Annotated in this window: 16 protein-coding genes; 5 read left to right on the plus strand and 11 right to left on the minus strand. The window is 71.5% G+C overall.

Annotated elements, in window-relative coordinates:
• Positions 1-63: 63 nt before the first annotated feature.
• Positions 64-1,266 carry a JmjC domain-containing protein gene (locus DSY14_RS10365; protein ID WP_211716291.1) on the plus strand — a complete coding sequence of 401 codons (1,203 nt, stop codon included), beginning with the start codon at positions 64-66 and terminating at the stop codon, positions 1,264-1,266.
• A gap of 52 nt (positions 1,267-1,318) precedes the next feature.
• Here the strand turns inward: DSY14_RS10365 and DSY14_RS10370 are convergent, their stop codons facing one another.
• A complete protein-coding gene (locus DSY14_RS10370; RefSeq protein WP_211716292.1) occupies positions 1,319-2,125 on the minus strand; it encodes a TetR/AcrR family transcriptional regulator in 807 nt (268 codons plus the stop codon).
• A 98-nt stretch (positions 2,126-2,223) separates the two neighbouring features.
• Between DSY14_RS10370 and DSY14_RS10375 the strand changes: the two genes are divergently transcribed.
• The 3 genes from DSY14_RS10375 (at position 2,224) to DSY14_RS10385 (ending at position 5,267) form a co-directional block, all read left to right on the plus strand.
• Positions 2,224-3,207 carry an ATP-binding cassette domain-containing protein gene (locus DSY14_RS10375; protein ID WP_211716293.1) on the plus strand — a complete coding sequence of 328 codons (984 nt, stop codon included), beginning with the start codon at positions 2,224-2,226 and terminating at the stop codon, positions 3,205-3,207.
• 53 nt (positions 3,208-3,260) lie between these two features.
• Positions 3,261-4,103 carry an ABC transporter permease gene (locus DSY14_RS10380; RefSeq protein ID WP_211716294.1) on the plus strand — a complete coding sequence of 281 codons (843 nt, stop codon included), beginning with the start codon at positions 3,261-3,263 and terminating at the stop codon, positions 4,101-4,103.
• Between the two features lie 303 nt (positions 4,104-4,406).
• Entirely contained in the window at positions 4,407-5,267 is an 861-nt protein-coding gene (locus DSY14_RS10385) for a (2Fe-2S)-binding protein (RefSeq protein WP_211716295.1), read from the plus strand.
• A gap of 73 nt (positions 5,268-5,340) precedes the next feature.
• Here DSY14_RS10385 and DSY14_RS10390 read toward each other — a convergent pair whose 3' ends face one another.
• The 4 genes from DSY14_RS10390 to panD form a co-directional block, all read right to left on the minus strand.
• The gene (locus DSY14_RS10390) at positions 5,341-6,201 is read right to left on the minus strand and encodes a DUF4352 domain-containing protein (protein ID WP_307851183.1); all 861 of its coding nucleotides are present in this window, start codon (positions 6,199-6,201) and stop codon (positions 5,341-5,343) included.
• A gap of 131 nt (positions 6,202-6,332) precedes the next feature.
• A complete protein-coding gene (locus DSY14_RS10395) occupies positions 6,333-7,514 on the minus strand; it encodes an MFS transporter (RefSeq protein ID WP_211716319.1) in 1,182 nt (393 codons plus the stop codon).
• Positions 7,515-7,629: 115 nt separating this feature from the next.
• Entirely contained in the window at positions 7,630-7,881 is a 252-nt protein-coding gene (locus tag DSY14_RS10400) for a hypothetical protein (RefSeq protein ID WP_211716297.1), read from the minus strand.
• Positions 7,882-7,993: 112 nt separating this feature from the next.
• Positions 7,994-8,398, minus strand: coding sequence for an aspartate 1-decarboxylase (gene panD / locus DSY14_RS10405; protein WP_211716298.1), 405 nt, complete (start codon positions 8,396-8,398; stop codon positions 7,994-7,996).
• A 383-nt stretch (positions 8,399-8,781) separates the two neighbouring features.
• Here panD and DSY14_RS10410 point away from each other — a divergent pair, with 383 nt between their 5' ends.
• Positions 8,782-10,122 (plus strand): FAD-dependent oxidoreductase, encoded by a 1,341-nt coding sequence (locus DSY14_RS10410; protein ID WP_211716299.1) that lies wholly within the window; start codon positions 8,782-8,784, stop codon positions 10,120-10,122.
• 11 nt (positions 10,123-10,133) lie between these two features.
• Here the strand turns inward: DSY14_RS10410 and DSY14_RS10415 are convergent, their stop codons facing one another.
• From DSY14_RS10415 to DSY14_RS10440, 6 genes are all read right to left on the minus strand, one after another.
• Positions 10,134-12,980 carry an RNA helicase gene (locus DSY14_RS10415; protein ID WP_211716300.1) on the minus strand — a complete coding sequence of 949 codons (2,847 nt, stop codon included), beginning with the start codon at positions 12,978-12,980 and terminating at the stop codon, positions 10,134-10,136.
• 12 nt (positions 12,981-12,992) lie between these two features.
• A complete protein-coding gene (locus DSY14_RS10420; protein WP_211716301.1) occupies positions 12,993-13,889 on the minus strand; it encodes a diacylglycerol kinase family protein in 897 nt (298 codons plus the stop codon).
• A gap of 92 nt (positions 13,890-13,981) precedes the next feature.
• Entirely contained in the window at positions 13,982-14,407 is a 426-nt protein-coding gene (locus DSY14_RS10425; protein ID WP_211716302.1) for a DUF397 domain-containing protein, read from the minus strand.
• 108 nt (positions 14,408-14,515) lie between these two features.
• Entirely contained in the window at positions 14,516-15,355 is an 840-nt protein-coding gene (gene tatC / locus DSY14_RS10430) for a twin-arginine translocase subunit TatC (RefSeq protein WP_211716320.1), read from the minus strand.
• A 183-nt stretch (positions 15,356-15,538) separates the two neighbouring features.
• Positions 15,539-15,901, minus strand: coding sequence for a Sec-independent protein translocase subunit TatA (gene tatA / locus DSY14_RS10435; RefSeq protein ID WP_211716303.1), 363 nt, complete (start codon positions 15,899-15,901; stop codon positions 15,539-15,541).
• Between the two features lie 312 nt (positions 15,902-16,213).
• Positions 16,214-18,259 (minus strand): YafY family protein, encoded by a 2,046-nt coding sequence (locus tag DSY14_RS10440; protein WP_211716304.1) that lies wholly within the window; start codon positions 18,257-18,259, stop codon positions 16,214-16,216.
• Positions 18,260-18,294 lie beyond the last annotated feature (35 nt).

Here is an 18,294-nt window from a genome sequence, read left to right on the forward strand (position 1 = left end):
CCCGCCCCTCTCCCAGCGGTGTCCGCGCGCCCTGAGCCATGTCCGCCTCCTGAAAGGACCACCGTGACCGAGCCCGGCCGCCTGTTCAGCCAAGCACTGTGCGACATCGTGGGCCGCGACGCCCTGACCACCCGCCTGTCGGAGGAGTTCGTCCTCGCGGACCTGGGTGAGGACGCCGTGCGCGCGCTGTTCACCCTGGAGGACCTCAACCACGTGCTGGCGACGTGCGCGCCCGAACCACCGCGGTTGCGCCTGCACCGTGAGGGCTCCCCGGTGCCGCTGGACCGCTACACCGAGGTGGGCACCGCCTCACGCGACACACGCCGCGTCGTGCGGCCCGAGTCCCTGTACCGGGAGCTGCGGACCGGCGCCAGCCTCGTCCTGGACGGTGTGGACCGGATGCACCCGGGGGTCGGCGCGGCCGCCGACGACCTGATGCGTCTGGTCCACGAACGCGCCCAGGCGAACCTGTACCTGATCTGGGGCGAGTCGCGCGGGTTCGACACCCACTGGGACGACCACGACACGATGATCGTGCAGCTGGCGGGCTCCAAACACTGGCGGGTGCACGGGCCGGGCACCCGCCCGTTCCCGATGAAGAACGACACCGACCACGCGCACACCCCGCCGCGTGACGCCGACGGCGCGCTGCACCAGGTGTGGGAGGGGGTACTGCGCCCGGGACAGGTGATCCATGTACCCCGCGGCTGGTGGCACACGGTGACCGGCAACGGCGAGATGAGCATGCACCTGACGTTCGGGTTCACCCGGGCGACCGGGATCGACTGGGCCGAGACGCTGGTGCGCCGACTGTTCGAGGAGGAGACCTTCCGCCGGGACCTGCCGCGTTTCGCCGACGCCGACGCGCGGCGCAAGCACCGGCACGCGCTCGCGGCCCGCCTGGCGGAACTCGCGGAGGACGCCGACCTCGACGCGTTCCTGTCCGAACGCGACGCCCGGTTCCCCCGCCGGACCTCGTTCTCGTTGCCCTGGCCCGTGGAGGACCGGGTACCGGACGCCGACACACGGGTGGAGTTCGTACCGATCCTGCCGCCCCCGGTCGAGCGGGAGGGCGACAAGGTGGCGGTCACCGTGGCCGGCAAGCGGTACCGGCTGCCGGTCGTGACCGAGCCGGTGCTGGAGACACTCGCCGAGCACCGGGCGCTGACCGTGGCCGAGCTGACCGCGCGGGCGGGTGTGGAGGCGGACTTGTGCGCCCGGGTGGTGGCCGCGCTCAGCCGCCACCACCTGGTACTGCTCCGGTGAACCCCGGGGAGGTGGGGCGCCGCGCTCTGTTGGGGGCGCGGCGTCGCCCGTGTCAGGAGGACGGCCCCCCGGTCCCCTCTCCGGCGCGGACGTAGGCCTCGATGCCGTCGAGGATGCGGCGGATACCGAACTCCAGTTCGTCGGCGGGGCCGCCGACGCGGTCGGGGGGACCCGCACCGCTCCCCTGCTCCAGCACCTGCTCTTCGAGCATGAGCGCGATGGTGGGGAACTCCTCCGCGGTGACCACTCTACGCAGACCGACGCTGTAGTCGTGTTCGATCTCGACCAGCGTGGTGCCGGTGGCCCGTGCCGCGCGGGACATGTCGGCCTCCAGCCGCACGGTGTCGCGCAGGACCGCCGAGAGCAGCACGAGCATCTGGACCGCCTCACCGACCGGTAGGCCGGATCCGACCAGCTCCCGCAGGCCGGCCTCCATCCATCTCAGACCGTTGGGGCCCACGGGTGGGCCGGAGGAGGCCACCCGAACCGACCAGGGGCGGGCACGGTAGAGCTCCAGGGCACCGCGACACCACTCCTCCAGTCCGGCGCGCCAGTCCCCGTCGCTTCGCGGCGGGGGCGGCGGCGCGTCCATGGCGGTGTCGAGCATGAGGACCAGGAGGTCCTCCTTGCTGTCCACGTGCCGGTACAGCGACATGGTGGTGTACCCGAGCTCCTTGGCCACACGCTGCATGGAGACGGCCTCGATGCCCTCGGCGTCCGCGATCGCGATCGCCGCGCCGATCACCACCTCACGGCTGAGTCGGGGTTTGGGTCCGCGGCGCGGGGGCGAGGCGTCCAGGCCCCAGAGCAGCTCCACTTCCCTGGTCATCCGGCTCTCGGGCGCGTCATCGGTCGTCATGGGCCACCAGTCATCACATCGTCGTTGACACCATCCTAGAACTGTGTATTACTTACACAATTAAGTGTACGTCATACACAGTTGAGGAAGTCCACACCATGACCCGATCGACCCCGGCCGTCCGGGCCGAGGGCCTGCGCAAGAACCACGGCGGCACCGCCGCCCTCGCCGGCCTCGACCTGGAGGTGCCCGCCGGCACCGTGTTCGGACTGCTCGGCCCCAACGGAGCCGGCAAGACGACCACCATCCGTGTCCTGGCCACGCTCCTGCGCCCGGACTCCGGGTACGCCGAGGTCTGCGGCCACGACGTGGTGCGCCACGCCGGCCGGGTGCGTTCGAGGATCGGACTGACCGGCCAGTACGCCTCGGTGGACGAACTGCTCACCGGCAGGGAGAACCTCGTGATGTTCGCCCGGCTCTACGGCCTGGCCACGCCCCGGGCCCGCGCTCGGGCCGAGGAGCTGTTGGACCGGTTCGACCTGACCGACGCCGGCGACCGCCGGGCCGGCGGCTACTCCGGGGGTATGCGGCGCCGTCTGGACCTGGCGGTCGGCCTCATCCAACGTCCCCGGGTCCTCTTCCTGGACGAGCCCACGACCGGCCTGGACCCGCGCAGTCGGCTGGGCGTGTGGGGGTCGGTCCGGGACCTGGTCGAGGCGGGCACCACGGTGGTCCTCACCACCCAGTACCTGGAGGAGGCGGACCGGCTCGCCGACAGGGTGGCCGTCATCGACCACGGCCGCATCATCGCCGAGGGGACCCCCGACGCGCTGCGCGCACGCGTGGGCGGGGACCGCCTCGACGTGATCGTGCGCGAGCCGAGCGACCTCACCACCGTCTCCGACCTGCTGCGCACCGCGCTGGACACCCCGATCACCGTGCACCGCGAAGAACACCGCGTCAGCGCCGCAGCGCCCGACCGTCTGTCCGTGCTGACCCTGGCCGTGCGCGCCCTGGACGGCGAGGCGGCACGGATCGTCGACGTCGGCGTCCGCCGCCCCGCCCTGGACGAGGTGTTCCTGTCCCTGACCGGCCACGCTCCCACGGGGTCGGGGTCCCCCGAGCGGCAGCCGCGCTCGTGAGCGCGCCCCACCACCCCGCGCACGGACGACCCCGGACCACAGGAGGACCCACCATGACCGCGCTCGCCCCGACCCGGACCACCGACCCGGGCCTGCCCGACACCACCGGCGCCGGTAAGACGCTGACCGACACGCTCGTGCTGACCCGCCGCAACCTCACCCACATGCTGCGCGCCCCCTTCGAACCGGTCATCGCCATCGTCATGCCCGTCGTCATGGTCCTGCTGTTCGGGTTCCTGTTCGACGAGGTCATGTCCGGGCACGGGACCGGCGACTACCGCGCGTTCCTCATCCCGGCCATGGCGGCGATGGTCATGGTCTACGGCGTGGCCGGCACGGCGTCGGGGATCGCCCGTGACACGGCGCGGGACGTGATGAGTCGGTTCCGGTCCATGCCCATGTCCCCCGTGTCCCTGCTGACCGCGCGGACCGCGGCCGACATGGTGCGGGCCTGCCTGGAGGTGGCGGTGCTGATCCCGGTGGCCCTCCTGCTGGGCTGGCGCGCCGAGAACGGCGGGGTGGACGCGGCCCTGGCCCTCGGGCTCCTGTTGCTGTTCCGGTTCTCGCTCGTTTGGGCGGGGGTGCTCATGGGACTGCTGATGCCCGACCCGGACGCCGCCGGCATGGTGGTCTACCCGCTGGCGTTCCCGATCACCCTGCTCTCGACCGGGTTCCTGCCCGCCAAGGCGATGCCCTCCTGGATGGCGCCCATCGCCGAGTGGAATCCGCTGTCGGCGGTCATCTCCACCCTGCGTTCCCTGCTCGGCGCGGAGGCCCCGTCCTCGGACTCCTGGCCCGCCGAACACGCCGGGCTCCTGGCCGTCCTGATCCCGGTGCTCCTGCTCACCGTGTGCGCCCCTCTGGCGATCCGACGCTTCCGCACCCTCAGCGGATGAGCTCCGGTCGGCGCGGGACCCGCGCGTTCACGACTCCCCGTGATCGGCCCGCGCCCACCACGGTGAAACGGCGTCCTCTTTCGAGAAGGGGGCCGCTTCCGCCCGTCTCCGACACCCTCGCCCCGGCCACCGGGGCGCCACCTTTCGGCAAACCCCGGCCCACATCGATTGCGACCTGCGCTTTCATTAGGGTAGCCTCACTTAACAGGCGCAGATGTACCCGTCCCCCCGGTGGTAGCTGCGGCCACGGCATCCTCCGGACCCGACACGGCTTTCATCATGCGACGAAGGGCAGGTATCGCGGTGACACCAGATCCGCTCGACGCGATCCGCGCCGTGTGCGCGCGGCTCAAGTTCGCACCGCTGCCCGAACTCGTCGACGTCGAGGAACTGCACCGTCGACCCTCGCCGAGCGCGCAGTCCCACAGCGTCACGTCGCTGACGGCCGACGGTTGGCTGCCGGTCCTGTTCGACAAGTTGCGGACCGAACACGGTCCCGGACACCGGCTGCCGGCCGCGACCAACTTCCTGCGGGTCACCCTGCGCGAGCCGATCTTCCTGGTGGCGTCCTCGCTCTACCTCACCGGCCGCGCGCCCCTGCTCACCCCGGACACGCTCCGTCTGCCCTGGGACACCGCCGAGGCGCGTTTTCGCACCCCGATCGTGGTCGACGCCCGCACCGTCGTCCTGCCGGACGACCCGGCCGCCGAGCACCCCGACACGGTGGTCGCCCGGGACGAGGACGAGCAGCTGCGGCTGACCGCCGAGGGGTTGTACGCGACCTTCGCTCCGCTCATCGAGAGCCTGCAGGCGCACTCACGAGCGGGCACCCGCACCCTGTGGGGCTGGGTCCTGGACACCCTGCACTTCTACATGCTCAACCCGGCCCGCTATCTGGGGCGGGACGCCGAGCAGGCCTGGGCGCTGGCCAGTCGGCTGGGCGACGCGATGATCGACGCGGGCGCCCTCACCCGTCGACGTCCCCGCCTGTTCCCCTTCGCTCCGGAGGACCCCCGCGGCACCTGGGCGGTCCGGGGCACCTGCTGCTTCGACTACAAGGGCGACCCCGAGCACGGCTACTGCACGACCTGTCCGCTCAAGTGCGACAGCGAACGCCAGGAGGCCCTGTCGGAGTGGCTGCGCGACCCCGCGCTGGCGCCCTGATCACGACCGCACCGGATCGACCCGCCCCCGCCGGGGGCGGGTTCTCGTGCTCCGGGGACGTTCCCCTCCCCGATCACTCGACCGGGACCTCCACCGGGCCGGTGAAGTAGGGCTCGAAGACGACCCGCTCCGGTTCGATATCGCCCTCCACCGTGATCGTGCCGGTGGCGGTCTGGCCGGGGTCGAGCGTCTGCACGTCGATCTCCTCGTCGTCCATGGCGATCGCGTCTTCCGGATTGTGCTCGTCGCCGTCGCCGTCCAGGACGGTGAAGTAGAGCGGATTGACGTCCAGGTCCTGGTCCCCGACGTTGGTGACCTCCACTCGAACGCTGGTGAACTCGCCCTCGATGTAGAGGGAACTGGGCTGGAACTCGGTGGTGGTGGCGATCAGCGTGGCCTCGGAGGGCTGCTCCTCCTGAGGCTCGGGCGCTTCCTGTCCGGGTTCGGGCGCCGCGGGCATCGACGGGCTGTTGGTGCCGGCCATGAACAGCAGTACGGCCGCGCACCCGCCCAGGAGCAGGAGCAGCAGGAGCACCACACCACACCCGATCCCGAGGATCCTGCCCCAGGGAGTGGGTTTGACCGGGGGCGGCCCCATGCCCGGGACGTACCCGCCGGCGTTGCCGTAGTCCACGGGGGCACTGGGATACTCGCCGTAGCCGGGAGCGTAACCGGCGTGTTCGGGTCCGGCCGCTCCGGGACCGTTGGGCCCCTCGGACAACTCCCCCGGACCGTCCTGCGGAGCGTCGGGGGAATCGCGGTGCCGTGGTGGTCGGTGCGGCGGTGGTTCGTGCGGTGGCTCCCCGGGGGGCGGTGGACCCTCCTCGATCGGATCACCCATGTCCCCCGGCCGCCATTCCTCCGGCGGGTGGTGGTTCACCGGATCCCGCTCCGGCCGTTCCTCGTCCCCGCTCTCGGGCTCCCGCTCGCTCAATGAGAACACCTCCCCGTCCAGCGAGGGCGGGCCCACCCGCATCGGTGAGCGCCCCGAACCCGCAGATTAACCGGGCGGGCAGGGAGCTCAGGGAAGTTCTCCGGGCGTTTCCGGTAAAGGTCCGGATGTGTTCACCGATTCCGGGCGATGAGCGCACGCAGGGCGAGCACGAACACGGGGAGCGTGAACAGGGCGGCGAACAGATTGAGCCCGCCGAAGCCCGCCAGGGACAGGACCACGCCGGAGAGGGCACCGGCGGTCGCCCCGCCCAGGTTCATCGCCAGGTCGCCGAACCCCTGGGCCCGAGGACGCACCTCGGCGGGGAGCGACTCGGCCAACAGCGCGCTGCCCGCCACCAGCGAACCCGACCATCCCAGGCCCAGCAGCACCAGACCCGTGGTCACCATGGTCTCGTCGTGCCCGGCGGTGCCCGCCACCGCGGCCGCGACCACCAGGACCACCTGCCCGCCCACCAGGACGGGGACCCGACCGACGCGGTCCGAGAGCCAGCCCACCACCGGGGACAACGCGTACATGCCGGCGATGTGCAGGGAGATCGTGAGGCCGATGACCGTGAGCGCCGCACCGTGGTGGGTCATGTGCACCGGGGTCATGGTCATGACGGCGACCATCACGGTGTGGCCGGACACGATCCCCACGACCGCCAACAGTGCGGCGGGGGTACGGCCGATGGCGCGGAGGGCGTCGTTCAGCGTGGTCGCGGGGACCGCGTCGTCACCGGCACGGTCGGCGGTGGCCAGCAGCAACGGATCGGGGCGCAGGACCGCGGCGATCACGGCCGCACCGCCCAGGAACCCGACCGTGGTCAGCAGGACCGGACCCAACAGTGCGCTCAGCCCCAGGGCCGCGGCCAGGCCGCCGGTCGGACCGATGAGGTTGGGCCCGACCACCGCACCCACGGTGGTCGCCCACACCACGATGGACAGGTCGCGCCCGCGGGTCCGTTCCGTGGCCAGGTCCGCGGCGGCGTGCCGCGCCTGGAGGTTGGTGGCGGTGCCCGCACCGACCAGCACCATCCCGCCCAGGAACAGCGGGAACAGTCCCCCCACGGTGGCGCCGATGACCACGAGCCCACCGAGGGCGCCCAGGAGCCAGCCCAGGGTCAGTCCGGGGCGGCGACCCCGCCGGGCCGCGGTGGCCGCCAGGGGCAGCGCGAAGACCGCGGCCCCCAGGGTGATCATGGTGGTGGCCATGCCCGACCAGGTGTCGGAGCCGCTCAGGTCCAGGGCGATGAGCGCGCCCACGGCGAGCATGGCCCCCATACCGATCCCGCCGACGACCTGCGCCGCCATGAGGACCAGCACGGTGCGCCGCTGGATCCGGGCGCGTTCGTCCGCCCCCCGAGCGATTTCTGTGGACACGCGGCCTACTCCCCGGTTCGTCCCGTCAATGGCCGCATCGTAGCCCCTAGCGTCCGGGGCGCCCACGCCCGTACCGCCATCGCAGGAAGTCGTGCTCGCGTTCCCGGTAGCGCATCTCGGTGTAGAGGAGGTCGGGGTCCTCGGCCTGGACGACCACGCCGTCCCGGGGGACGCCCGGCCAGCACGCGTAGGCCCAGAAGCGGCGGGTGTAGACGCCCCACACGACGACCCACGCACCCTGCTTCTGCCACTCGATGTGTGCGGCGACTCCGCGCCGCTCCTCGTCACGCTCGTCCATGCCGCCCCAGGGCATACCCGGGTCCGGGGAGAGCGATCCGGCCGGAACCGGCCGGCATGCGGGGGTTGCGCACGGTACGGACGCCCGTGTCGGGACACGGGCGTCCGGGGCGTCAGCGGCCGGCGACCAGGTCGCTGCCGGGGACCGGCTCGGCGGGGTCGTTACCGAGCGCGAGGATCCGGTTGTCGCGGTCCACGTGCACGATGTGCTGGACGTGGTCGGCGCGCTCCCTCTCGTCCACCTGGGCGTAGCCGATGATGATGACGAGGTCGCCGGGGCTCACCAGGCGCGCGGCGGCGCCGTTGATCCCGATGACCCCGCTGCCGCGCTCTCCCACCAGGGCGTAGGTGACCAGGCGGGCACCGTTGTCGATGTCGACGATGTGCACCTGCTCACCGTCGACGATGTCGGCGGCGTCCATCAGGTCGGCGTCGATGGTGACCGAACCCACGTAGTGGAGGTCGGCCTGGGTGACCGTGGCGCGGTGGATCTTGCCGTTCATGAGGGTGCGCAGCACAGCTCAAGCCTCGTTTCAGGGTGTCTCGCGGAACTACAGGCCCCTGTCGGGGTCCCGTGCGTCTCCCATGATGACGCCACCGACGTACCGCCTCGGCCACCGGGGCACCACTACGCCGACCAACGCCCGCTCCCGGCCGGATGTTCCGCCGTGGCCCGCGCCCAGGGACGCGCCCGGACCGTGCGCGGTGTCCACACCGACGGGGGCGGACGGCCGGCACTCCCCCGTTCCCTCCTCGCACCCGCACCCGAGGGCCCTCCGCTCGGGGTCGAGGCTCCCCTGACCTGCGCGGTCCCCGCGTGTGCGTGCGGGGACGCGGGAGGCCCCGTGTGAGGATCGGTGCCGGGCGCCGGGGGCGCGCCCGCGACGGAGGGACTTGGACCGTGCAGGGATCACACGAACACCACGACGCCGTCGTGATCGGGGCCGGGTTCGCCGGTTTGGCCGCGGCCCGGGAGCTGGTTGAGGCCGGACTTTCCGTCCGGGTGTTGGAGGCCCGGAACCGGGTGGGCGGGCGCGCCCTCACCCGGCACCTGCCCGACGGCACCCTGCTGGAGTTGGGAGGCCAGTGGATCGGCCCGAACCAGGAGCTCGTCTCCGCCCTCGTGGAGCACCACGGCCTCGCCACCTACCCCACCCCACGGGAGGGCGACCCCGTGGTCGACCTGGACGGGGAACGCCGGACCGCCCCTCCCGAGGAGGTGGACGCCCTCCTGGACGAGATCGACCTCCTGGCCCTCCAGGTCCTGCCCGAACGCCCCTGGGACGCTCCCGAGGCCCGTGCCTGGGACCAGCAGACCTTCGCCTCCTGGTTGGTGGGCACCGCCTACTCCGAGACCACGCTGCGGTACGTGGCCCGCCTCATCTCCGGCGGCCTCCTGGCCTCCGCGGCCGGGGAGTCCTCCCTGTTGGAGACGCTGTTCTACGTGGCCTCGGGCGGCGGTGTCCAGGCCCTTCTGGCCTACGAGGGCGGCGCCCAGGAGCGACGGATCGTCGGCGGGGCGCAGACCCTCGCCGAGCGCATGGCCGCGGCGTTGCCACCGGGCGTCCTTCGTCCGGGCGCGCCGGTGACGACGGTGGAGTACAACGCGTCCGGCGCCCGCGTGAGCACCACCGCGCACGCCTACTCCGCCGACCGGGTGATCGTGGCGGTCCCGCCCACCCTGGCGGCCCGCATCCGCTACGACCCGCCGCTACCGGGGCTCAACGACGGCGCTCTGCAGCGCACCCCCGCCGGCAGCGCCCTGAAGGTGCACGCCGTCTACCCCACGCCCTTCTGGCGTGAGAGCGGGCTGTCGGGGGTGTCCACGTCCGCGTCCGGGGTGCTCACCGAGACCGTCGACAACACCCCGCCGGGCTCACCCCGGGCCGTGCTCACCGGTTTCGTGTACGGCGAGGAGTCGGTGCTCCTTCGCGCGCACGAGCCGGGAGAGCGCCGTCGGATCGTGCTGTCGCGCCTGGGAGATCTCTTCGGCGCCCCGGCCCTGCACCCCGACGACTACGTGGAGTTCGACTGGTCGGACGAGGAATGGACCCGGGGGTGTTTCTCCGGGCACCTGGTGCCGGGCACCACCGTCACCTTCGGCCCGGCCCTGCGCACCCCCGTGGAGGTGGTGCACTGGGCCGGGACCGAGACGGCCACCCGGTGGAACGGCTACTTCGACGGCGCCCTGTCCTCGGGGCGGCGGGCCGCCACCGAGGTCCGTGAGGCACTGGGCAGCTGAACCACCGATGATCAGGTGAGCGAGGAGTAGGCCACCACGCCACGGCGCACCAGTTCGGCCGCCTTACGGGCGTTGGAGCGCACCGTGGGGTCACCGGCCGCGCCGGAGATCTGGCCGAGCATGTCCACCAGCATCTTGGCGGTGCGCACGAAGTCGCCGGCGGTCATGTCGGACTGGCGCAGGATGGCGTCGAGCCGGTCGCCTCGGGCCCACCGGTGGGCCGTCCAGACGAAGCCCAGGTCGGGCCGGCGCAGGAACGACACCCGGTGGCGGGCCTCCACCTCGTTGAGCTCGCCCCACAGCCGCAGCATCTCGTCGAGTGTCTCCTCGACCCTGCCCTCGGGCAGGCGCGGATAGGGGTCGTCCCCACGGCGCGACTCGTAGACCAGGGACGCGGCGCAGGCGGCCAGGTCCACCGGGTTGAGGTCGTCCCACACCCCGCGGCGCAGACACTCGGCCACGAGCAGGTCCAGCTCGGAGTAGATCTTGGCGAGCCGGCCCCCGTCCTCGGAGACGTCGTCGCCGGACAGGTAGTCCAGGTCCTCCAGGACACCGCACACCCGGTCGAAGGTGCGGGAGATGACGTGTGAACGCCCCTCGACACGGCGTCGCAGGGCGTCGGTGTCCTTCCGTGTGCGCATGTGACGCTCGGCCCAACGGGCGTGGTCCTCGCGGTCCGCGCACCCGTGGCAGGGATGCGCGCGCAGCTCGGAACGGAGCCGCTTGATCTCGGAGTCCTCCTGGTCGCCCCTGCCTCGCCCACGGTCGGGGCCGGGCGCGGTGCCCTGGTCCTTGAGTTTGTTGCGCAGGGTGGAGGCCAGGTCCTGGCGCGAGCGCGGGGATCGCACCGAGAACGACTTGGGGATCCGCATACGCCCGGACGGGGTGACCGGGACGGTGAAGTCACTGGAGTTGATCCGCTTGACCTGCTTGTCCACGGTCAGCACCAGCGGCGCCGGCAGGTCATGGCGCAGCCCCGGGTCCAGCACGACCGCGTGCCCGGAGTACCGCCCCGAGGGGATGCGGATGATGTCACCGGTCTTGAGCAGCTCCAGGCTCTCCAGGGCGTCGTCCTTGCGGCGTGCCGACCGGTTCTTGGCCAGCATGGACTCCCGGTCGCTCAGTGCGCGACGCAGGGAGGCGTACTCCATGAAGTCGCCCAGGTGGCACTCGGCCGCCTTGGCGTAGCCCTCCAGGGCCTCCTCGTGCTTGCGCAGCTGCTTGACGAGTCCCACGACGGCGCGGTCGGCCTGGAACTGGGCGAAGGACGCCTCCAGCATGGCGCGGCTGCGCCTGCGTCCCACCTGCCCGACCAGGTTGACCGCCATGTTGTACGACGGTTGGAAGCTGGAGTTGAGCGGATAGGTGCGGGTGCCCGCCAGACCGGCGATCGTCTCCGGGTCGCTGCCGGCCTGCCAGACCACGACCGCGTGACCCTCCACGTCGATACCGCGACGTCCGGCACGACCCGTGAGCTGAGTGTACTCGCCCGGGGTGAGCAGCGCGTGGGTCTCGCCGTTCCACTTGTCGAGCTTCTCGATGACCACCGATCGGGCCGGCATGTTGATGCCCAGGGCCAGGGTCTCGGTGGCGAAGACGGCACGGATCAGTCCCTGGGAGAACAGGTGCTCGACGATCTCCTTGAAGGTGGGCAGCATGCCCGCGTGGTGCGCGGCGATCCCCGCCTCCAGGGCGCGCAACCAACCGTCGAATCCGAGCACCGTGAGGTCGGCGCGGGGGATGTCCGCGCAGCGCGACTCGGCGTACTCCCGGATGCGGTCGGCCTCCTCCGGAGTGGTCAGGACCAGCCCCGAGGCCACGCACTGGCGGACGGCGTCGTCACAACCGGCGCGGCTGAAGATGAAGGTGATGGCGGGGAGCAGGCCTTCGGCGTCCAGCTCCTCGATGATCATGGGACGGCTCGGCGGGACGAACCGCGTGCGCGGACGCACGTTGCCGCGGGCCCGCGACTGCGGGTGGCGGCGCCGGTTGGCCAGCTGCGTGGTGCGGGCGTCGTCCTCCGCCGCCCGGGTCAGGAACGGGTTGATGTGCAGGGTGCGCCCGCCCACCCTGATCTCCCGGGGTTGCCGTTGGTGGGCGCGGCGGCGTTCACGTGTGCGCTTGGAACGCCGACCCGAGGACTCGTCGTCCTCGGAGCCCGCGGTGTCCTCGGCCTCGATGTCGACGAACAGGTCGTTCATCCGCTTACCGACCATGACGTGCTGCCACAGCGGCACGGGCCGCGTCTCGTCCACGATCACCGTGGTGTCGCCGCGCACCTGCTGGAGCCACTCGCCGAACTCCTCGGCGTTGCTGACCGTGGCCGACAGCGCGACCATGCGCACCGACTCGGGCAGGTGGATGATCACCTCCTCCCAGACCGCGCCGCGGAAGCGGTCGGCGAGGTAGTGCACCTCGTCCATGACCACGTACGCGAGGCCGCCCAGGGTGGACGAGCCCTCGTACAGCATGTTGCGCAGCACCTCGGTGGTCATGACCACCACGGGCGCCTCACCGTTGACGCTGTTGTCCCCGGTGAGCAGGCCGACCTGTTCGCTGCCGTAGCGTTTGACGAGGTCGTTGTACTTCTGGTTGGACAGGGCCTTGATGGGGGTGGTGTAGAAGCACTTGGTGCCCTCGGCCAGGGCACGGTGCACGGCGAACTCTCCGACCACGGTCTTGCCCGAACCGGTGGGAGCGGCGACCAGCACCCCGTGTCCGTTCTCCAGGGCCTTGCAGGCCTCGATCTGGAAGGGGTCGAACTCGAAGCCGTAGAGCGCTTGGAAGGCCTCGATGGCGGCGCTGGACGCGCCCTGTCGCCGACGGAAGGCGGCGTACCGCTCAGCGTGACTACTCATAGGCCTCTCAGCCTATGAGGTCGGCTCCAACATCTCGACCGATTTGGGCACCACCTGGCACGTCAGTGTCGGTGGCCCCATGCGTTCCCCGTCGGCGTAGGCCACGCCGGCCTCACCACGGATGGTGACGGTGGCGCCGCGTTCCCGCCGCACCTCCTCCAGCTCCAGGTGACTGCCGTTGAGGAGCCGGGGGAACTGCAGCACGAAACGGCTCAGCGGCGCCTCGCGCATGAGGACCACGTCGAGCAGCCCGTCGTCGGGTTCGGCGCCGGCGCACATCTTCAGACCGCCGCCGTAGGAGTCGGTGTTGCCGACGGCCACGAGCATGCCGGGTTCGGCGATCGTGCGCCCGTCGACCTCGACCTCGAAGTCGACGGGTGCGAAGGTGCGCAATTCGGCGACGATGCCGAACAGGTAGCCGGCACGTCCCATCCCGAACCGGAAGTTGTTGACCCGTTCGTTCACCCGGGCGTCGAACCCGCAGGCGAGGACGCTCATGTAGTACCGCCGGGTGCCGTCCGGCAGGGTCAGGCGGACCACGTCGCTGGGTCGGGTGCGTCCGGCCAGGATGGCCTGGGCCAGATCACGGACGTTGGAGCGCCGGACGCCGAAGGCCCGGGCGACGTCGTTCCCACTCCCCGCGGGGACCACGGCCAACGGCACACCGCTGCCCACCACCCCCTGGAGCGCCTGGTGGACCAGTCCGTCGCCGCCGACGGCCACCAGAACGTCGGGGTGGTCGGAGACGGCCAGGCGGGCCAGACGCCTGCTGTCGGCGGCCGAACGGCCGGCGTACACGTGCACGCGGGCACCGGCGGAGCGCAGCGCCTCCTTGAGGCGTACCGCGATGGCGGCGGCTCGACGACGGCCGGCGGCCGGGTTGACCAGAAGTGCGATATGAGGGGACATACCGGGTCCTTAGCTACCCAGGTCTGGGGATCGGGGGTGTGCGGGTCCGGTGAGGTTCCCGCACCCCTCGCGCCCGGGGTGCGCGGACCTGCTCAGGCGCCCTCGTCGGTGGACGACCGCGCGGTTTCCTCACGCTGGCGGCGATGGTACTCCTCCAGTGCCCGGGGGGAGAGCAGCGGGGAGGGCACCCAGGTGGCCTCGACCTCGCTCTGGCCGCGCTGGATCTGGATCTCCTCCTCGCTGAGGTACTCCTCGGGGATGTCGAACTCCCCGTCACGGGCACCCAGGACGAACGCCTCCCACTCCGCGGGGGTGAAGAACAGCGTGCCCTTGTCCGGCGACTTGCCATCGCGAACGGCCCGGAACCCGTCCTCGAACTCGGCGACCTCCACGATCGCCTCGGATTCGGGGTCGGACAGGGACGAGCGCAACCACACCGCGTCGGTGGTGTCGTGCCACTTCTCGTTGCCCATGGCCTCGGGTGGAAGGTCCCGCCGGGCCTCGGTCTGCTCGCTCATCAGTGCTTCCCGCATCCGCTTCTGTGTCGAGGTGGCGACGGAGGCGTCGCCCCGCCACGAACACTAGCGCGGGTGCGGGTCGGGCCACACCCGGTTCGCGGTGACCGCTCAGTCGCCCCGACCGTTGCGCCCGCCGGAGTCGGTCTCCTCGAGTTCGTCCAGATCGGAGGGCCGATCGTCGATCTCGGAGATCTCGTCGTCGCCCAGGTCACCGGTGGGGTCGCGGCGCTTGCGGCGCCGGTCGTTGAGGAAGCAGAACAGCTCGGCGATCTCGAATAGCACGACCAGCGGGATGGCGAGCGCCAGCATGGAGATGGGCTCGGCCGGCGTGATGATCGCGGCGATGAGGAAGGCGCAGAAGATGATCACGCGACGCCACTTGGCGATGGCCTCGTGAGGGAGGATCCCGACGATGTTGAGCAGGACCACCAACAGCGGCATCACGAAGCCGATGCCGAACATGCCCATCATGATGAGCATGTAGTCGAGGTACTCGCCGATGGTGAGGAAGGGGTCGGCGTCATCGGGCAGGAACCCGAAGAGCATCTGCAGGGCCAGCGAGGTGATCGTGTAGGCCAGGGCGGCGCCGGCGACGAACAGGATCCCCGCCAGCGGGGCGAAGATGTAGGCGTACTTCTTCTCGTGGCCGTGCAGGGCGGGGGCGACGAAGGCCCACAGCTGGTAGAGCCAGAGCGGTCCGGTGACCAGAGCGCCGACGAACAGCCACACCTTGAAGGCCACGAAGAAGGCGTCGAAGGGGCCGGTGACGATGAGGGAGCAGCCACCGCCCTCGACCACGTGCGAGGCCGGCAGCGAGCAGTAGGGCGCGGTGAGGAAGTCCCACACCTGGTCGTAGAACACGGCCCCGAGCACGGCGCCCAGCCCGAGGATGAGCAGGGCCTTGGCCAACCGGTTGCGCAGCTCGCGCAGGTGGTCCATGAGCGGCATCCGGGCCTCCGGATTCGCCGCTCGGCTGCGGGGGCTCATCGTGGGGTCACTCTCTTCTCATCCGGGTCCGCGCCCCGCGGACCCCCCTGACACAGACGTCCGGCGCGGCGCCCTCACGCGCCGCGCCAACTCACGGGTTCGGGCCGGACCGAACGTGGGCCCGAACGGGCACGAACCGGATCGCTACTGGTTGTAGGTCTGGTTGGTGGGCTCACCGGACTCGTTCACGATGCGCTGCCCGGGGGGAAGCTGCGGGTAGCCCTGCTGCTGGTTCTGCTGCGGGGCCGGCTCCTGCGGGGAGGCCTGGTTCTGCTGAGGCTGCTGGGCCTGCTGAGCCTGCTGGCTCTGCTGGTTCTGCTGCCTCTGTTGGCCGCCGCCCTGATCCTGGTTCTCGTTGTCGTCGTCGACCAGGCCCTTGCTCTCTGCCTTGAGGATGCGGGCGCTCCGTCCGAGGGAACGGGCCAGGTCCGGAAGCTTCTTGGCTCCGAAGAGCACGATGGCCAGGATCACCAGGACGGCGATGGTAGGTCCGTTGAACGGTCCCATGGTTCTACCTCTCTGTGGGGCGCGACCAAGCGCCTTCGATGGTACGCGCATCCGCGCCGAGGGGCGTCATCGCCGCGACCTCTCACGCCGGAGGCGCTCACGCAGGTCGGCGCTGCTCGCCCGGTACCCGCCCGCCGCCCATGTCACCTTCTCGGAGAGCAGGCCGGCCTGACGTCGGATCCTCGACACGAGGACCCCGACGACGCACGCACCGGCCACAACCAGGCCGAAAAGGACAGCGAGGGCGATCACGGTCTTACCTTATCCCTTTCCCGGTGGCCTACACCTCGACCCCCGGTGAACGGTCGGGCCTCACTCCGACGACGCATCGGTCTCGGCCGACGCGGCGGAGGTCGCTTCCGCCCCGTAGAGAGCCAGGGCGCGTTCCGCCTCCCCGCGCACCTCCCGCGCCAGGTTGTCGGGCGCCACCACACGCCCGCGCGAGCCGAGCGACAACGCGAGTCGGGCCACCCACGCCGGCGCCGGGGTGCGCAGGGTGGCGCGCACGCCACCGTCGGCCAGTTCGAGGACCGACTCGCACACGTAGTCCTCCGTGACCCAACGCGCCGAGGGGGCCAGGTCGAGGGTGACCAGCGCGTCGCGTTCGGAGCGTTGGAGCACGCCCTCGGACAGGTCACGGCGGCCCACGCCCTCGGGCACCTCCGCGGCGTAGGGCAGGACGGTCAGCTCCAGCACACGGTCCAGCCGGAACAGGCGCACGTCCTCGCGCAGGTGGCAGTAGCCCTCCAGGAACGGCTTGCCGTCCTGCACCACCAGCCCCATAGGGTCGACGTCGCGTTCGGTGACCTGGTCCAGGTACCCGGACAGGTAGCGCAGGTGGAGGCGCTGACCGGCCTCCAGGGCCTGGGAGCAGCGCCGGTGGGTCTGCGCGGTCTGCTCGTCCATCTCCACCCGCACCTGGACGGCGTCCGCGAGGACGCCGACGGCGCTGCCCGCCGCGCCCCGCAGCTTCTCCCCCACACGCTTGAGGGCACCGTCCTCCACGCCCTGGGCCTCGGGCAGGGCCTCCAGCAAGGACAGGCCCACGACCAGGCTGGCCGCCTCGTCGGCGGTCAGACGCAGGGGTTGTGCCAGGGTGTCGGCGTTGCCGATGATGATCTCACCGGTCTCCTTGGCGGCGTCCAGGTCCACGTCGATGAGGTCACCGGGGGTGTACCCGGGAAGTCCGCACATCCAGAGCAGGCTCAGATCCGAGACCACCTGCTTCTCGCTGAGCCCGAAGTGCCGGGCCACCTCGGGCACCCGCACGTCGCGGCCGAGCGCGTAGGGCACCAACATGAGCAGTCGCCTCAGCTGGTCGGCCGAGCGCGGTCCACGCGGCGGGGCGTCCTGCGGCTCGGCACCGCGCACCGGGACCGCCGTTCCTGGCGCGGCGGAGACCACACCGGACAGGTGCGCCGCGATCGCGGCGCGTGCCTGTGTCGGCTCCACGATCCGGGCCCGGGAACCGTGGGCGGCCACCCGGTCCACCAGCGCGGCGGTGTCGGTGTAGGGCAGGGTGAGCGTGTCCCACACCTCCTCGGTGCCCTCCCGCTCGCCGGGCACCACGCGCAGCGCGCTGCGGCGCAGGGCGTGCGCGGAATCGGCGAGCACCCGCACCGTGGCGGTGTGCTCGGGTTCGGCGTGGTGCAGGGAGACCACCGAGCGCAGGTCGACCCCCTCGGGCACCCGCACGTCGGGGCCGGTGCGCACGACCGTCACCTGACCCTGGATGCGGCCCAGGCGGAACACCCTGCGGGCGTCGCGGAGCCGGTCGTGGCCGACCAGGTACCAGTGCCCGTCGCGGTTGACCACGCCCCAGGGCTCCACCTCGCGACGCTCGACCTCGGTACGGCCCGGCTTGCGGTAGGAGAAGGCCACGGGGCGGCGGTCGCGGATCGCCTGCCAGACGGGACCGAAGGCGGGTTCGTCGGTGCGCATGGCCGGGGTCAGCCCGGGTGCCGCCTCGGCGTCCACCGGGACACCGGCCGAGCGCAGTTTGAACAGGGCGTTGGCGGCCGCCTCCCCCAGGGAGGCGTGACGCCAGGCCCGGGCCGCCAGACCCAGGACGAGCGCCTCGTCGGGCAGCAGCTCGATCTCGGCCAGTTCGTAGTCCGACCGGGAGATCCGGTACCCCTCCTCGCCGCTGAAGGCGTCCCCGGTGCCCACCTGGATCGGGATGCCGCTGTCGCGCAGTTCGCGCTTGTCCCGCTCGAACATGCGCTTGAACGCCGACTCGGTCTCGGCCTCCGCGTACCCCTGGACGGTCGCCCGGATCTCCTGGGCTGTCAGGTGGCGCCGGGTGGACAACAGGCAGATGACCAGGTTCAACTGCCGTTCGGTCTTCCTGCGCGACATCGTCGCCACTCCTTCGCCCTGAGGTGATGGACCGG

Origin of the sequence: Nocardiopsis sp. MG754419 (genome assembly GCF_018207095.1) — a bacterium.
Classification (GTDB): Bacteria; Actinomycetota; Actinomycetes; order Streptosporangiales; family Streptosporangiaceae; genus Nocardiopsis.

Coding starts and splice junctions, on each gene's coding strand:
- DSY14_RS10400 (WP_211716297.1), bottom strand. CDS start 7,881: ATGGACGAGCGTGACGAGGAGCGGCGCGGAGTCGCCGCACACATCGAG.
- DSY14_RS10425 (WP_211716302.1), bottom strand. CDS start 14,407: ATGAGCGAGCAGACCGAGGCCCGGCGGGACCTTCCACCCGAGGCCATG.
- DSY14_RS10440 (WP_211716304.1), bottom strand. CDS start 18,259: ATGTCGCGCAGGAAGACCGAACGGCAGTTGAACCTGGTCATCTGCCTG.
- DSY14_RS10415 (WP_211716300.1), bottom strand. CDS start 12,980: ATGAGTAGTCACGCTGAGCGGTACGCCGCCTTCCGTCGGCGACAGGGC.
- DSY14_RS10375 (WP_211716293.1), top strand. CDS start 2,224: ATGACCCGATCGACCCCGGCCGTCCGGGCCGAGGGCCTGCGCAAGAAC.
- DSY14_RS10420 (WP_211716301.1), bottom strand. CDS start 13,889: ATGTCCCCTCATATCGCACTTCTGGTCAACCCGGCCGCCGGCCGTCGT.
- tatA (WP_211716303.1), bottom strand. CDS start 15,901: ATGGGACCGTTCAACGGACCTACCATCGCCGTCCTGGTGATCCTGGCC.
- DSY14_RS10380 (WP_211716294.1), top strand. CDS start 3,261: ATGACCGCGCTCGCCCCGACCCGGACCACCGACCCGGGCCTGCCCGAC.
- tatC (WP_211716320.1), bottom strand. CDS start 15,355: ATGCCGCTCATGGACCACCTGCGCGAGCTGCGCAACCGGTTGGCCAAG.
- DSY14_RS10370 (WP_211716292.1), bottom strand. CDS start 2,125: ATGACGACCGATGACGCGCCCGAGAGCCGGATGACCAGGGAAGTGGAG.
- DSY14_RS10395 (WP_211716319.1), bottom strand. CDS start 7,514: ATGGCGGCGCAGGTCGTCGGCGGGATCGGTATGGGGGCCATGCTCGCC.